Below are 15,234 nucleotides of genomic sequence, written 5' to 3'. Positions count from 1 at the left end.
CTTAAAATAATTTTCTGAATAAACTTGCAATCTTTTCAGAAAGGCTTAAACTATTGCCAGTCTTTTTATATCCTGTGTATTGTAACTTTCCTTCAGATTTCTCATAACTAATGATATTTCCAAAAGCCGCTGCAAAAATAGGATCTACCAGCACGTTTTCATTTTCTTCTATAAAATAATCTTCTATAAAAGCTAATCCTCCTACTCTAACAGGGCACTTTAATATATCTGCGGCTACATCTGTAACACGCGGGATATTTGCTCCTCCGCCTGATAATACCACACCTCCAGGTATTCCAAGATCTTTAAACTCTTCAAAAGTAATGACAGCCTCTCTATAAACTCTCCTAACTTTCATAAATACTTCTCTTAAACGCGCGTGGATTATTCGTGCTAACCTTATTTTATCCGTTTCCAAGCTCGTACGTCCATCAAGAGCTTTGTATTCTATTAATGCAGGTTCAATTGAATTAAAAACAGCTATTCCATGTATTTTTAAAAGCCTTTCAGCTTCGTAAATAGAAGTCCTTAAAACACGAGCAATATCTAAAATCACCTGCCTTATAGCAACAGGAACCCTCACAAGCATCACAGGAGCCCCGTTCAAAAAGACTGTTACTACAGTACTAAAATGACCAAGATCTATATGCATAACCCCTCTATCTTTTTCCATGTTAGTTAACACAGCTTCAGCTTCTGAAACAGGGGAAATATAATACTCTGCATCCCCGATAGTTTCTCTTGTTGCGTAATCAACAATACTTCTGTGAATACTATCTCCCAAAATTATCGAAAAGACTGCTCCTACTTTACTTGCATACATGTCTACAGGATTAAACACTATTTTTCTTTCATCTATAATGTATCTTTTTGTATAAATATGAAATACTATATTGTTATCACCTACTATATCCGCAAGTAAATTGCTTTTTAAATCCTCTAAATGCCTTTCATTTACAAGTATAGCGTCATCTTCAGACAAAATCATTTCTCTTTTCACGTCTTTTAACTCGTAATTCCCGCAACTCGAAGAAACTACGAAATCGCCTTTTAAAACCTTACCTACTTGTTCTTCTAAATTATCTAAAAGTACATTCATTGAATCATTTAACGCTACAACATCTTTAATATCGCCCAATTCTATTCCCCGGGATTTTACCACAGAATATGCAACAACTTCTTTACCATCCTGTCTATTGTTCACAACTATTCCTTTCAAAGTATCGTTTCCAATATCAATAGATATTATAGGGTTCCACTTGCTCATGGTTATTCACCTCACTTTAATAAGTTTATTATTTTTGATATAATAATGAGAACCACTTTCTGTATAATGGTATAAAAGTTTTAAACTTTCTATATATTCGCGGAGTTTATATGAATTTGAAAAATATACAACTGCACTATTCAACAAAATAAGCCTGCTGTTAACAAAATCAACTTCAAAAATAAATTCCGGCACACTCTCTGGTAACAATTGTAAATACTTTTCATTAATCCTTCCTGTAACCAAATTCAAATCTTCCTGAGGGATTCTAAGAACGAATAACTTATCATATTGAGGAAAAGCCATAACGTCAATAATTTTTCCATTACTGTCAACTATCCACGATTTCCCATTATATGGTAAAATACAAAATGGTCTTGCGGATTCTATTCTAACATTGTATTTTTTAAACTCGAAAACAAAATTTAAAGATAATATAAAAAAAATTATTACAATCAAAAATACATACTTTTTCATATATCACCATTTTAAATTTGAGAATATTTTACCATACAACACATATATTTTAACACAAAATACATCAAAGTTGCAGTTGAGAGTGGAGCGGTAGGGCGCGGCTATCTGAATTAAAAAACAGATAGTCGAGGAAAGTCCGGACTCCGTGGGCAGGATACCGGATAACTTCCGGGAGGAGTGATCCTCGGAAAGGGCCATAGAAACGGAAACCACCTGCTTAAAGAGCAGGTAAGGGTGGAAAGGTGAGGTAAGAGCTCACCAGGCATGGAGCAATCCATGCGCTTGGCAACCCCTATCCGGAGCAAGGCCAAGCAGGGATTGGGTGGCTCCGCCTATATCCCGGGTAGGCTGCTTAAGAGACTCGGTAACGGATCTCTTAGATAGATGCCCTACAAAACAGAATCCGGCTTATCGCTCCACTCTCTTTTTTTGTATCTCATGTTATAATACAGGTGAGAGAAAGTTATTTACATAAAGAAGGAGGGGATGCTTTTATGTACGTTAGCACAAAGGAAATTTTGAACAAAGCAAGTAAAGAGTTTTACGCTGTTCCAGCCTTCAATATTAATAATTTAGAGTTTCTTATGAAAATCATTGAAGGTGCAGTTGAAAAAAATGCTCCCGTAATTATTGAAACCAGTGAAGGAGCTATAAAATATGCTGGCAACGGTGATATCTACAGAGGTGCCAGATTATTCGTCAAAATGGTTAGAGAGTTTGCTGAAACCGTTAATATTCCAATAGCTCTACATCTTGACCACGGCAAGCACATGGAATTCATAGCTGCAGCTATACGAGCAGGATATTCTTCTGTTATGATAGATGCCTCTCATGAACCTTTCAAAGAAAACTTAAAAATAACCAAAGAAGTTGTTAAGTGGGCACACGCATCGGGTATATCCGTAGAAGCTGAGTTAGGTCAACTCGCAGGTATAGAAGATAATGTCTCAGCTGAGAAAAATGTACTAATTGATCCTGAAGAAGCAAAGATATTTGTAGAAGAAACAGGTGTGGACTTTCTTGCTCCTGCTATAGGAACAAGTCATGGAGCCTTCAAATTTAAAGGAGAAGCAAAACTTGACTTTGAAAGGCTCAAAAGAGTTAAAGAATTGACAGGAATTCCACTTGTTTTGCATGGAGCTTCAAGCGTTCCTGAAAAGTATGTAAAACTCGCAGAAGAATTTGAAGCGAATCTTGGGGGAGCAAAAGGTGTACCAGCAGAAGAGATTAAAAAATGCGTCAAACTTGGAATAAATAAAGTTAACACCGATACCGATTTAAGAATTGCATTTGTTGCCGGTTTAAGAAAACATCTAAAAGAAAATCCTAAAGAATTTGATCCAAGAAAATATTTTAAAGAAGGAATGAACTTTGTAAAAGAAGTTGTAATGGACAGATTAGAATTCTTAGGGGCTGCTGGAAAAGCCTAATTTATAAAATAAAAAAGGAGGAAAAAACATGAAAATATTAGTTGTAAACAGTGGTAGCTCCTCAATAAAATATCAGCTTTTAGATATGGATGGTGAAAAGGTTCTCTGTAAGGGTTTAGCAGAACGTATAGGAATTCCTGGGAGTAGAATTGTTCACAAAAAATCTGGTGAAAAATTTATTTTCGAAAAACCTATGCCCAATCATGAGGAAGCTCTAAAATATGTGCTAGAGCTTCTTAAAGATGAAAAAGTCGGAGCCATAAAAGATTACACTGAAATTGATGCTGTTGGACATAGAGTAGTACATGGTGGAGAAAAATTTGTCGGTTCTGTTTTAATCGATGAAGAAGTTATCAATGCAATAGAAGAATTTTCTTACCTTGCTCCCCTACACAATCCACCAAACTTAATGGGCATAAAAGCAATTATGAAATTACTCCCTGAGGTTCCAAATGTAGGAGTATTTGACACAGCATTTCACGCAAAAATGCCGGAGAAAGCCTTTCTTTATGCAATACCATATGAATATTACGAAAAATATAAAGTCAGACGTTATGGATTCCATGGAACAAGTCATAGATATGTTTCAAGAAGAGCAGCCGAAATACTCGGATTAGACTATTCAAAAGCAAAAATTATAACAGTTCACCTGGGCAATGGCGCTTCCATTGCTGCAGTGAAAAATGGAAAAAGCGTGGATACATCCATGGGTTTCACTCCTCTTGAAGGTTTAGTAATGGGAACTCGTTCCGGAGATTTAGATCCTTCCATTGTCACATTTTTAATGGAAAAAGAAGGATTAACATCTGAAGAAGTATACACTCTTCTTAATAAGAAAAGTGGAGTATATGGTCTAACAAAGCAATTTAGTTCTGATATGAGAGACATTGAAGACAAAGCTCTTGAAAATGATCCCGTTTGTAGATTAGTATTAGACATATACGAATACAGAATAGCAAAATACATAGGAGCTTACGCTGCTGCTATGAATGGCGTTGATGCAATAGTATTTACAGCAGGGGTAGGAGAGAATTCTCCTATAACTCGCGAAGAAATTTGTGAAAATTACCTTGGATATCTTGGAATAAAAATCGATAAAGAAAAAAATAACATAAAAGGTGAAGAAAGAATAATATCAACACAAGATTCGAAAGTTTCTGTTCTTGTAGTTCCAACTAACGAAGAGCTGATGATTGCAAGAGATACAAAAGAAATAGTGGAAAAAGGTCTAAAACAATTAGAATATTAAAAATTATTTCAGTTTCGCTGGCTGCTGTAAAAACAGCCAGCGTTTTTTCATCTATAATATTTAGAAGGTGAAAAAATGATAATAAAAAAAAGATTTGTATATTTAGACGTACCCGAAATTATTAATACAAAAAATACATTGAAAACCAAAGAAGAAAAAGAAGAAAAAGAATTCGAAAAAATAATTCAGAAAGCGCAGGAAAAAGCTAACGAAATTATTTTGTCGGCTCAACAGGAAGCTATGAAAATTATAAAAGATGCCGAAAAAAAGTCAAATGAAATTTTAAACAATGCGCGTAACACCGCAGATGAAATTATAGCAAGCAAAGAAAACGAAAAAGAAACTTTTATAAAACAATTAAAAACTCAGATTGACAACATAACCAAAGAATACGAAAACAAATTAAATGAAAATATAGAAACAATAATTAAAAGTTTAAAAGAAATTATTGAGCTTGTTATTTTCAAGTTTCTTGAAACACAAATTGATTCCAGTGTAACTGAACGCAAATTGCGAAAAATATTAGATCACATAATCGCAATGAACAAGGTAAAAATATTTCTTAATCCAGAAGATATAAAAATTCTCCCTGAAGATTTGTTATCCTCAATAAAAGATAAAGGTATAGAAATAATTGAAAGTACACAGGTAGATAATGGAGTTATAGTCGAAACAGAGTCCGGTATTATAAATACATCACTAAGCTTCCAGAAAAAACTATTGCAGGAAATGATAGAAGAGGTGCTTAAGAATGAATAAACTCTTGAAAAGAATGGAACTTCTAAAACAAACATTGGCAGAGTTTAATCCATATTCAACAATTGGAGCTGTTAATAAAATAATAGGTTTGACAATTGAATCAAAAGGGCCAGATGCGTTCTTGGGAGAAATTTGCAAAATAGTAACTGACAACAAAAAATTTTACGCAGAAGTAGTTGGATTTAAGGATAACGGAGTTATTTTGATGCCTTTAGAAGATATTTCCGGATTAAAACGAGGATGTCAAATTCTTAGAACAGGAGAGACATTAAATGTCAAAGTTTCTGAAGAATTACTTGGAAGAGTTATTGACGCTATTGGCAGGCCGCTGGATGGGAAAAGTATATACACAAAAGAGAAAGTTCCAATAGTTCGAGAAGCCCCCAACCCTTTAATAAGAAAAAGAATTTCTAAACCACTTTCTGTAGGGGTACGTGCAATTGATGGATTTATCACACTTGGCCTTGGACAAAGAATCGGAATATTTGCTGGAAGTGGCGTTGGGAAAAGCACACTTCTGGGTATGATAGCCAGAAATACATCTGCTGATATCAACGTTATATCGCTTATAGGAGAACGCGGTAGAGAGGTCCGTGAATTTATTGAAAAAGATCTTAAAGAAGAAGGTTTAAAAAGATCAGTAGTCGTCGTCTCAACTTCAGATCAACCAGCACTTTTAAGAGTTAAAGCTCTTCTAACAGCTACTGCTATAGCAGAATATTTTAGAGACAAAGGTTATAACGTACTACTTATGGTCGACTCACTCACCAGATGGGCTATAGCACAAAGAGAAATCGGCCTGGCTACAGGCGAACCACCAACAACAAGAGGATACACTCCAAGTGTGTTTGCCGGACTTCCAAAAATATTAGAACGTGCTGGCAATTCCGATAAAGGAAGCATTACGGGAATCTACACTGTACTGGTAGAAGCGGACGACTTCAACGAACCTATATCAGACACAGTTCGAGGAATAGTGGACGGACACATAATACTTTCAAGAAAACTTGCTGAAATGGCTCACTATCCAGCAATAGATGTATTAATGAGTGTAAGCAGGCTTATGAAAGATATAGTTAGCACTGAGCATATCAATGCTGCAATGACACTTAAAGATCTTATGGCAACTTACTATGACGCTAAAGATCTAATAGACGTTGGGGCTTACAAAAAAGGAACCAACCCAAAAATCGATAAATCAATAGAAATGATGCCAGAAATTAACCGATTTCTAAAACAAGCAATAGAAGAAAGAATATCATATAATGATACAGTAGAATATCTCATCTCTCTTGCAAAAAAAGCTTTATCTTAAATTCAATAATAATGTTCCACGCTAAATTCCAGATTAATTTTAGCGTAACCCTTTAAATTCACCTGCAAAAGCGCATAGTCTCCAGCTACGGATAATATGTTAGCATTGGTCTTTAAATCTTTAATATTATTACCAGAAATTTTTATTAAAAACTTACCCTTTCCTTTTATAAATAGCGTACCTTTTACCATGGTTCTTTGGCTGTACTTTAACAATTTTTCAAGTTGCCATTTATACCAGCCTTCCCAGGAAGAACCAAGATTTATTTCTGTCTCACTTTCAACATCTGGCAAATAAACTTCATCCAGAGGAAGTGTATATCCATTTACAGGTGACCATACAACAATTCTTCCCCGTGGAAGTTGTTCTGGTGTTTTCAGTCTAATTATACGCTGGGCTGGTATCCAGGAGTTTGTTGAACTTTTAAAGTTTAAATACACGAAATTATAATCTTCGCGTTCTATTTTCAATGTCTTTCTTAAAATATTCATTCCATTTTTCAATCCATCAAGTTCGCCTAAAATATAAATCTTTTTACCAAGACTATTAATTCCTTCACTCATCATCGCATAGCTTCTTTGCTTAATATAGCCACCAGCCGGTGATAAAACAGCAACAACAAACGCTTCGTCCACATCACTTTTCACTCTAAAAAACTGAAACAATTCATCATTTTTTAAAACATAATAAATCTCAAATAATGATGGAACTTTAAAAGTTGCCGTAGCTATTTTAGAGTCGAATAATAAATATCTTTTACTACTCTCCTGACGATAAACCTTCCCAAAAAGATTACCGTCAATGAAAGCATACTTATTCCCATCAGAATCGACATAATAACCATCATCCACCGTTACAATCCCGGATAAATCATCAACTGTCGCCAGCACAAATTTCATATTATATTCTTTTGTTTCAATAAACCACCTTTGAGCATCAACGGTTAACGGCTCCCAGTTTTCAGGTATCTCATAACCGTTACTTACAGTGGAAATATAAATCCCACTATCATGAAATAAAACTAACATATTGCCCCACACTAAAAAGGTATAAAACAACAAAAAAAACACAAAAAATTTTTTCAAAATTCCCCTCCCCTCCTATCTTAACCAGTTTTTTAAATCAGTAATCAATAAAAGTACGAAGGCCAATACTTCAAAACCCACTAATCCCCATTTTGATATTTTCCACAATCGATTAAATTTGATAGAATAACCGTATATTGGCACCAAATATCCCAAAAGCATTCCGCTTAAAAAACCACCTATATGAGCAGCATTATTTATATTCGTTCCTGGCATGAAACCAAGTACAAGATTCACAATTACAATAGGTAACAACGCAGTTCCCGTCAATGGTTTAAGCATATATGGAGTATCTTTTCTAAAACCAGCAGCAAACAACACTCCCACAAGGCCAAATATTGCTCCACTTGCACCAACTGAAAATGAATCATAATAAAATAAGTGAGTTGCAAGGTTACCAACAAGTCCTGTTATAAAATAAAAGTTCAGAAATTTATCTGTTCCATAAACACTCTCAACTATCCTTCCAAGGTAAAATAGCGCGTACATGTTAAACGCTATATGTATAAATCCACCGTGAACAAACATAGCAGTTGCTATCCTGTACCATTCTCCACTCGAAACAACTGGTCCATATTGAGCGCCATAAAGCATATAAATGAGTACTTCGTTGCTTATAAAAAATTTCGTTATTTCCATAAAAAATAGAACAAGAACATTTACAAGAATTAAATAATAGTAAGTATATCTTGTCATCTTTACACCTCTTACTGTTACATACCAAATGGCAAAAGTTCCTGGGTTACTTTTGCAAGTTCTTCCTCTCTTTTTTGTTCTATCTTTTCCATAAGTTCATTAACCGCAGCAATTAAAAGATCTTTCATCATATCTTTGTCCTCGTAAAGATCATCATCTATGTTTAATTCTTTTATTTTTCTATCAGCCGTAGCTATTATCTTAACTGCTCCTCCACCAACTGTAACTTCAAGCTCTATTTGCGAGAAACTTTCCTCGACCTTTTTCATTCTTTCCTGAACTTCCTCCTGAATCTTTTGAAGCTGATTCAACTGCTTTGTTCTTCCTCCCAGATTTTTCCCACCAAAACTCTTTAACTTTTTCACTTACATATACCTCCTTTTAGTAAACTTTTTCATACCTTTCAAATCCATCTGTTTTATAAATAGCTTTATTAGGCGCCACCAGAAACACTTCCGTATTATTCTTAGGAAACACCGTACGGGTAAAAATCCAATCTTTTGTCCCCAATACAAATGCCGCTGTCGAAAAAGCATCTGCTTTAATAGCATCATCAGAGATAACAGTAGCACTTATAGCATACTTTGCAGGTTTTCCGCTTTTTGGATTAATAATGTGATGATATCTCACACCGTCTTTTATAAAAAATCTCTCATAATCACCACTTGTTGCAATAGCACCGCTCTTAACGTATATATAATCTATACTCTCATTTGCGTCACCTCTTGGATTCCTAATACCAATTATCCAATAGTCGTTCCCAAATTTTGGCCCCAGTATTCTTATGTCACCGCCCGCTTCTATAAAACCAGTCGTCTTTGGATCGGCAGATTTAGCTATTTGATATGCTCTTTCAAGTGCGTAACCTTTCGCAATTCCACCAAGATCAATCCACGCTCCATTTGTTTTAACTGCTCTTCTGTTATAATCCAATTCTATTTTCTTATAACCCGACATTCCCAACGCTTTTTCAAGTTCCTCTTCATCTGGAATTAAAAAATCTGTACCCTCCGCTTTTTTCTCTGTAAAGTCTGAAAATCCCCATAAACTTATTAACCTTCCAAGTGCTGGATCAAATGTCCCTTCACTAATTTTTGCGTATCTTAATGCCAGATCAATTAAAGCAAATGTCTCATCATCAACCTCAAACCAATCATTACTGTGGTTAAGATTATACAAAACACTTCCTTCTTTATATGGATTAAATTTATCCGTTATTCTATCCATTTCTGCAAAAATTTCTCTGGCAATTATAGAAGGATTCGCTTTAGTGGAAATCTTTAAATGAACGTACGTTCCTAAAGAAAATGTTTCAAAATCACTGTACATTTTCGGATTCCTGAAAAACATTACCATTATTATCCCTGCAATTACAAGGATTATTGCCACCAACGCAATCAATGAAAAACGAGTTAATCTAACTATACTATCGCTATATTTCTGCCGCATATACTGCATTTCCCCTCCTCTGTTAAATTCTTGATTTGAACATCGTACCCCTCTCGCGATATTATTTCCGAATGACATTCTGGACAATATGTAGTTTCATACTTTTTATTAAAAATATTTCCAATATAAACATAGTTTAAAAACTCCTTGGCGACATCGTAAAGTCTCTCAAGCTTTTCAATAGACGTAGGAGAAATATCATAGTTATACGAAGGAAAGTACCTTGAAAGATGCAGAGGTATATCTTTATTTATGTCAGATAGAGCTTTGAATTCGTTTATAAGCTCCTCTTCATTATCATTCTTACCTGGAATAACCAAAGTAGTTACTTCAACCCAGACACCAGATTTTATTGCATATTCTATTACTTTCAAAACAGATTCGTAATCGCCTCCACACTCTTTTCTGTAAAAATCTTTATTGGAACCTTTCAAGTCAATATTCATAGCATGAATATTCTGAATAAGCAACTTAAGTGGTTCAAGTTCTATATAACCATTGGTAATAAGAACGTTATAAAGCCCATTTTTTACAGCCAACCTGGACGTGTCCAGAACAAACTCATACCACACTATTGGTTCACTATACGTGTAGGCTATCCCGGATGAATTCCTCGAAACCGCTATATCAACTATTTGCTGTGGCGTAACAACTTTAATTGGTGGTTTTTCCTGGGAAATTTCCCAATTTTGACAAAAACCACATTTAAAATTACAACCCCAGGTACCTATAGACAATATTTTTGTTCCAGGTTTGAAATGATACAAAGGCTTTTTTTCTATTGGATCCATGGCTATTGAAGATATATCTCCGTAATTTTTCGTGTAAAGAATGCCATCTTCACTATACCTGACTTTACAAACTCCAACTTCATTGTCTCCCAAAACACAGTGATTCGGACACAAATTACAAACAACTTTATCACCTTTTTCATCAAAAAAAGTAGCCATTTTTTTCATAAAAAAACACCACCCTAAAATCTTTCTCTTAATTATAATTATAACATACTTGAATTCTTTAAACATTTTTGATTCTTGTCGTCTCTATCAAGGAAACGGATATGAATCTGGCAAGTGTTGGCCCTTACTTATGTCATTCCGAACCCGAAGTGTGAGGAATCTTGTTTTTGGCGAGAGTTAGCAAAATTAGCGAGAGCTGGTAAAAAATAGATTTCTCACGTACGTTCGGAATGACAGAAAAAATAGTCATTCTGAGAAGTGGGAAGGTGAGCAATCTCACGATTAGCGAAGTTGGCAAGTGTTGGCGAGATTAGTAAAATAAGATCCTTCGTCGCTGGCACTCATTATGATGACATCTCTTTCGCCACTTCGTTCCCCATTTTGAACATAAATTTGATCCATTACATATCCTCCCAAAAATGAGCGGGAAATTTAGTTTTATTGCTAAAGATGCCTGAAACATTTGAATAACCTTTTAAGACCCCTGTAAATTTTCTCGTATTAGGACAACTATTACAACTTTCTGTTAACAATTCTATATCCTGATTATTCTCATCAAAATGATTATTTACCAATGAAACTTTAGAATCATTCGCTGCTACAATGCCCTGAACATTTAACACAAATTTGTTATTTATTATGTTTTGATTTCCAGAAAGAATTATTAAACATAATTCATTTTCAGAAAAACTGGAGTTAAATATGTAACTCTCCGTGTTTTCTAAAATAAATCCCTTTTTCATTCCCAAAATCTCAACATTATTTGCAACAATAGTTGTGTTATATGAACCTAAAACTCCTACACCATTGAAGATTAATGATACATTTCTTCCTGAAACTTTCTTGTATTTTTTAGCCATAATTTCAACCATTTCAAGTTTCACGTAACTTTCGTTTTTCTCATCGCTAACAGAAACTATTCCTATACCATTACTCAATACGATAGTAACATTTTTTAAATAAACAGAAGAATTTAAAATTCCGATTCCAACCACGTTCGACGCATTTATCTTTACATTTTCCAATGTAACCGTTGCATCTTCCAAATATATTATAGGTTTTTCGTTAAAAATATTTTCTGTATTTCTACTGACAAAAGATAATTCCACAGATTCATTTTTACCAACAATCTTCAATCTTTTACCCACAATTTCAATTTTTCCACTAAAAGAATTATTTAATATTAAAACATCCCCATCTTTTGCTGTATTAATCACTCTTTGAAGATCATTTTCAACTATAAATGTTTCAGAAAATGTAAAACCAGTAATCAAAAATACAATTAAAAGCAACAACCATCTTCTTAAATTTTCCATAAATCTCCCCCCTTTAGTTTCCTCTACATGGATATACTGTAACAGTATCATACTCAACACATAATCTTCGTTCAGGTTTATAACAAACTCCCAGACAGCTGGACTTACAGGCTAATTTTCCTCAGAAATTATTTATCGTGTCGCAGAACGATGTGCAAATTCCAAAACAATTCTGATCTAAATATCCATCTGAATCTTCATATCTTACACAAATAGCATATGTAACAGGTTCTGTTAAACTTTCATCACATTCTCTAAGAATACTTACTTTGCTATTTATCAAATAATTATAAAGAGAAAATTTTTCAGAAAACCCAACTCCACTTAATATAAAAAGCAAAAAAATAAAAAAGCAAAAAGCATATCTTTTCACTTCTAACACCCCCAAATAAAATGTTAACATTTTCTTGTTTTAAAGATAATTATTAACTAAATTCATATTTATGGTAAAATAAAAAAAATATTGTCAAGTTAATTTTGGATTAATAAAAAGAAACTTCAAAATAAATGATTCAGATTTAATGAAGATCAAATAAATCTCATATCTTACATTATAATCGTATATGACACCATTATAGTATCGATCCTTATTTCATAAAAATCAGCTTATCAAAAAAACTATTTATCTAACAAATTTATTGTTAATTAACACTTCTTAAAATACAAACAATAGAATTATATACAATCTTTTGAACTTTATAAATAAATTTATTAATATATTTTAATTATATATTCTGTACTAAATGTATTAAAAGAACTTTTTCACCCCACAAATAAAATGAGCAAACAAAATAGCAAGAAACGTATATGATAAAAAAGAAGAGGGAAGAATAGTTTCTCCCCTCTTTTGTCTTTTATTTTATATTATTATTATATATGCTTAACTTATTTACTTGATTCAACAACAAATGTTTCTCTTGATAAAGAATAACCAGCAAGTTTTGCAATTATTCTTGGAATATCTGTATTATCCATGAAACCTTTAAAGTTTTCTGCTCCTGCACCAAATGCAAACACAGGAATTGGAGCAGCAGTATGATCATAAGTTGTCCATCCTATCCGTGCTTTCTCACTCAATATCCTTCCAAGGGTATTTCCAAGCATATAAGGATTACTTGAATATTTCGCTTCTTTTAATCTTGCCATATCGTTTTCTGTTAAATCAATACCAAAGAATTTCTTCACAGTTGCTTTAAATTCTTCTTTGTTTTCAACATCATAATTTCTAACCATCCAATCTGCTGTCTTTTGATACTTTCTTACCATATCTGCATAAAGTGCATAACCACCTGTAGAAAGACCTAACCCACCTGTTTCATGGTCAGCAGTGATAACTATAAGTGTGTCAGGATGTGTTTCCAGGAACTTAAGAGCTACACCTATAGCCTTATCAAACTCCATAACCTCTTTCCAGACTCCATAAGCATCATTTCCATGACTTTCCCAATCTATTTGAGATCCCTCGACCATTAAGAAGAATGGCTCCCCATCTTTTGAAAGTATTTCAAGAGCCTTTTCAACCATTTCATACAACATGGGCTGTTCTCCCGCCCTCTCACTCGCTGCGGAAAGATGACTTGAAGAGAATAATGCTAACAATCTACCTCCGTTGTATTCCATGAGTTCAGATCTGGTTGTAATGTAATTAAAACCTTTTTTCTTTGCAAGTGCAATAAGATCCTTGCCATCTTTTCGTTTTCCACCTGTAGCTACAAAGTTTCTCCAGCCTCCGCCCATGACTAAATATAAATCACTGTTTACCAGTTGTTCTGCAAGTGTATTCTCATCTCGTCGACTTTTCACATGACCATAAAATGCACCAGGAGTAGCATGTGTGACACGTGAAGTAGAAATTATTCCTGTTCTAACTCCATATTTTGCAACAACTTCAAAAAGTGATGGAATGACTGTGCCATCGGGTAGCATTCCTATCATCCCGTTATTCGTTTTAAATCCAGCCGCCAATGCAGTCCCGGCTGCTGCAGAATCTGTTACCAGAGAATTAGCTGAATATGTTGTAATCAAACCAATGTAAGGTGCTTTCATCATGTTCAAAGTTTTTCCCTCAATATAGCTTGCTAAAAGAACCTGATTAATCCCCATCCCATCTCCAATGAAATATATAACGTTTTTTACTCCAAAATTAGCAAGCACCAAAATAGACACAAATAACACAAGAATCAAACTAAAATATTTTTTCATGTGAACCACCTCCTACTTTCTTAGTATGGGATAGCCTTTTATTGTATCATATTAAACAGAAAAAATAAAAAACTATAAATAATAAATATATCCCCAAAGAACAAAAGATAACCAATTAAACACTCATAATAGCCTATAATCAATGAAAAATAAAAAAACAAAGCCAATTTGGCTTTGTTTTTCGTCAGATCTTTATTCTATAAATACACCTAATGGCGTGCCCGGGGAGATTCGAACTCCCAACCTTCAGATCCGCAGTCTGACGCTCTATCCAGTTGAGCTACGGGCACATACATTTAAAAATGGGGGAACCTGTCCCCCGCAACTGGCGGAGAGGGAGGGATTCGAACCCTCGGTGGGAAAAATCCCACACTTGCTTAGCAGGCAAGCGCCTTCGACCACTCGGCCACCTCTCCTGATAATCATTTACCGTATAGATTTTAACTTAAAATCAATTTAATGTCAAGCAAGACCTCAATAAATATTCCACAATTCTTTTTTTGAAGTTGAGACACCAATGGCTCCAGCTTTTAGAATGAGTTCAACCTGCTCTTTTGTCTGAACTAAACCACCACAAACAATTGGTTGCAAAATTTTATCTTTCACTTTACTTACAAACTCTGGTATTAATCCCGGTAAAACTTCTACAAAATTAGATTTATGTTTTTTCACCTGAGCTATTCCTGTCTCAAATGCTTTTGAGTCTATCAAAAATATTCTCTGAACAGTTAAAAGCCCCAACTCTTTACCAAAATCGATTAAATTCGAACGTGTAGTGAGTATTCCATCTGCTTTGACAAATTCTTTAACAAGCTTTACACCAACATAATCCTTTCCTATACCCTGAACAAGGTCAATATGAATAAACACAAACTTTTTATTTCCCTTTAAAAACTCCACAGCTTCTTTTATTTTAAAAATATCCCCTTCAAGAATGAAAACTGAACTTACAGATGTGTTTTTCAGATGTTTTATCATTTTCAAATCCCTAATCGCCGGAACTATCGGATAAGAGAAAGGATGGAGCATT

15 protein-coding genes, 2 tRNA genes and 1 other RNA gene are annotated in these 15,234 nt (G+C 34.2%); 5 read left to right on the top strand and 13 right to left on the bottom strand.

Annotated elements, in window-relative coordinates:
- Position 1: 1 nt before the first annotated feature.
- Together JYK00_RS05740 and JYK00_RS05735 are read right to left on the bottom strand one after the other, a co-directional pair.
- Positions 2-1,267 (bottom strand): cell division protein FtsA, encoded by a 1,266-nt coding sequence (locus JYK00_RS05740; protein WP_207565970.1) that lies wholly within the window; start codon positions 1,265-1,267, stop codon positions 2-4.
- Between the two features lie 6 nt (positions 1,268-1,273).
- A complete protein-coding gene (locus JYK00_RS05735; protein ID WP_207565969.1) occupies positions 1,274-1,744 on the bottom strand; it encodes a cell division protein FtsQ/DivIB in 471 nt (156 codons plus the stop codon).
- Positions 1,745-1,823: 79 nt separating this feature from the next.
- Here JYK00_RS05735 and rnpB point away from each other — a divergent pair.
- The 5 genes from rnpB to fliI all read left to right on the top strand — a co-directional run bounded on the left by rnpB (position 1,824) and on the right by fliI (position 6,497).
- Positions 1,824-2,171, top strand: an RNA gene (rnpB, locus tag JYK00_RS05730) — RNase P RNA component class A.
- A gap of 67 nt (positions 2,172-2,238) precedes the next feature.
- The gene (fba, locus tag JYK00_RS05725) at positions 2,239-3,174 is read left to right on the top strand and encodes a class II fructose-1,6-bisphosphate aldolase (protein ID WP_207565968.1); all 936 of its coding nucleotides are present in this window, start codon (positions 2,239-2,241) and stop codon (positions 3,172-3,174) included.
- A 28-nt stretch (positions 3,175-3,202) separates the two neighbouring features.
- Complete coding sequence (ackA, locus tag JYK00_RS05720) at positions 3,203-4,423, top strand: acetate kinase (RefSeq protein WP_207565967.1); 1,221 nt, start codon at positions 3,203-3,205, stop codon at positions 4,421-4,423.
- Between the two features lie 75 nt (positions 4,424-4,498).
- Positions 4,499-5,182 (top strand): FliH/SctL family protein, encoded by a 684-nt coding sequence (locus tag JYK00_RS05715; protein ID WP_207565966.1) that lies wholly within the window; start codon positions 4,499-4,501, stop codon positions 5,180-5,182.
- Positions 5,175-6,497, top strand: a complete 1,323-nt coding sequence (gene fliI, locus JYK00_RS05710) for a flagellar protein export ATPase FliI (RefSeq protein ID WP_207565965.1) — start codon at positions 5,175-5,177, stop codon at positions 6,495-6,497. The genes JYK00_RS05715 and fliI overlap by 8 nt, the downstream gene beginning before the upstream one ends.
- 2 nt (positions 6,498-6,499) lie before the next feature.
- On the opposite strand, the gene JYK00_RS05705 is transcribed toward fliI, so the two are convergent.
- The 11 genes from JYK00_RS05705 to JYK00_RS05655 all read right to left on the bottom strand — a co-directional run bounded on the left by JYK00_RS05705 (position 6,500) and on the right by JYK00_RS05655 (position 15,233).
- A complete protein-coding gene (locus JYK00_RS05705; RefSeq protein WP_207565964.1) occupies positions 6,500-7,582 on the bottom strand; it encodes a hypothetical protein in 1,083 nt (360 codons plus the stop codon).
- 15 nt (positions 7,583-7,597) lie between these two features.
- On the bottom strand, positions 7,598-8,278 hold the full coding sequence (locus tag JYK00_RS05700; protein WP_207565963.1) for a rhomboid family intramembrane serine protease: 681 nt from the start codon (positions 8,276-8,278) through the stop codon (positions 7,598-7,600).
- Between the two features lie 17 nt (positions 8,279-8,295).
- Positions 8,296-8,643 carry a YbaB/EbfC family nucleoid-associated protein gene (locus JYK00_RS05695; RefSeq protein ID WP_207565962.1) on the bottom strand — a complete coding sequence of 116 codons (348 nt, stop codon included), beginning with the start codon at positions 8,641-8,643 and terminating at the stop codon, positions 8,296-8,298.
- Positions 8,644-8,659: 16 nt separating this feature from the next.
- A complete protein-coding gene (locus JYK00_RS05690) occupies positions 8,660-9,727 on the bottom strand; it encodes an FAD:protein FMN transferase (protein WP_207565961.1) in 1,068 nt (355 codons plus the stop codon).
- A complete protein-coding gene (amrS, locus tag JYK00_RS05685; protein WP_207565960.1) occupies positions 9,700-10,686 on the bottom strand; it encodes an AmmeMemoRadiSam system radical SAM enzyme in 987 nt (328 codons plus the stop codon). The genes JYK00_RS05690 and amrS overlap by 28 nt, the downstream gene beginning before the upstream one ends.
- A gap of 401 nt (positions 10,687-11,087) precedes the next feature.
- Positions 11,088-12,002 (bottom strand): copper ABC transporter substrate-binding protein, encoded by a 915-nt coding sequence (locus tag JYK00_RS05680; protein WP_207565959.1) that lies wholly within the window; start codon positions 12,000-12,002, stop codon positions 11,088-11,090.
- A gap of 121 nt (positions 12,003-12,123) precedes the next feature.
- On the bottom strand, positions 12,124-12,375 hold the full coding sequence (locus JYK00_RS05675; protein ID WP_207565958.1) for a hypothetical protein: 252 nt from the start codon (positions 12,373-12,375) through the stop codon (positions 12,124-12,126).
- Positions 12,376-12,887: 512 nt separating this feature from the next.
- Positions 12,888-14,204, bottom strand: coding sequence for an alkaline phosphatase (locus JYK00_RS05670; protein ID WP_207565957.1), 1,317 nt, complete (start codon positions 14,202-14,204; stop codon positions 12,888-12,890).
- 213 nt (positions 14,205-14,417) lie between these two features.
- A tRNA-Arg gene (locus JYK00_RS05665) sits at positions 14,418-14,494 on the bottom strand.
- A 36-nt stretch (positions 14,495-14,530) separates the two neighbouring features.
- Positions 14,531-14,620 (bottom strand) — tRNA-Ser (locus tag JYK00_RS05660).
- A gap of 58 nt (positions 14,621-14,678) precedes the next feature.
- Positions 14,679-15,233 carry a glycerol-3-phosphate responsive antiterminator gene (locus JYK00_RS05655; protein WP_207565956.1) on the bottom strand — a complete coding sequence of 185 codons (555 nt, stop codon included), beginning with the start codon at positions 15,231-15,233 and terminating at the stop codon, positions 14,679-14,681.
- Position 15,234: the final 1 nt, after the last annotated feature.

The sequence above is a fragment of the Thermosipho ferrireducens genome (assembly GCF_017358165.1).
Classification (GTDB): Bacteria; Thermotogota; Thermotogae; order Thermotogales; family Fervidobacteriaceae; genus Thermosipho_B; species Thermosipho_B ferrireducens.
This window is presented reverse-complemented; position numbering and strand designations above follow the sequence as displayed.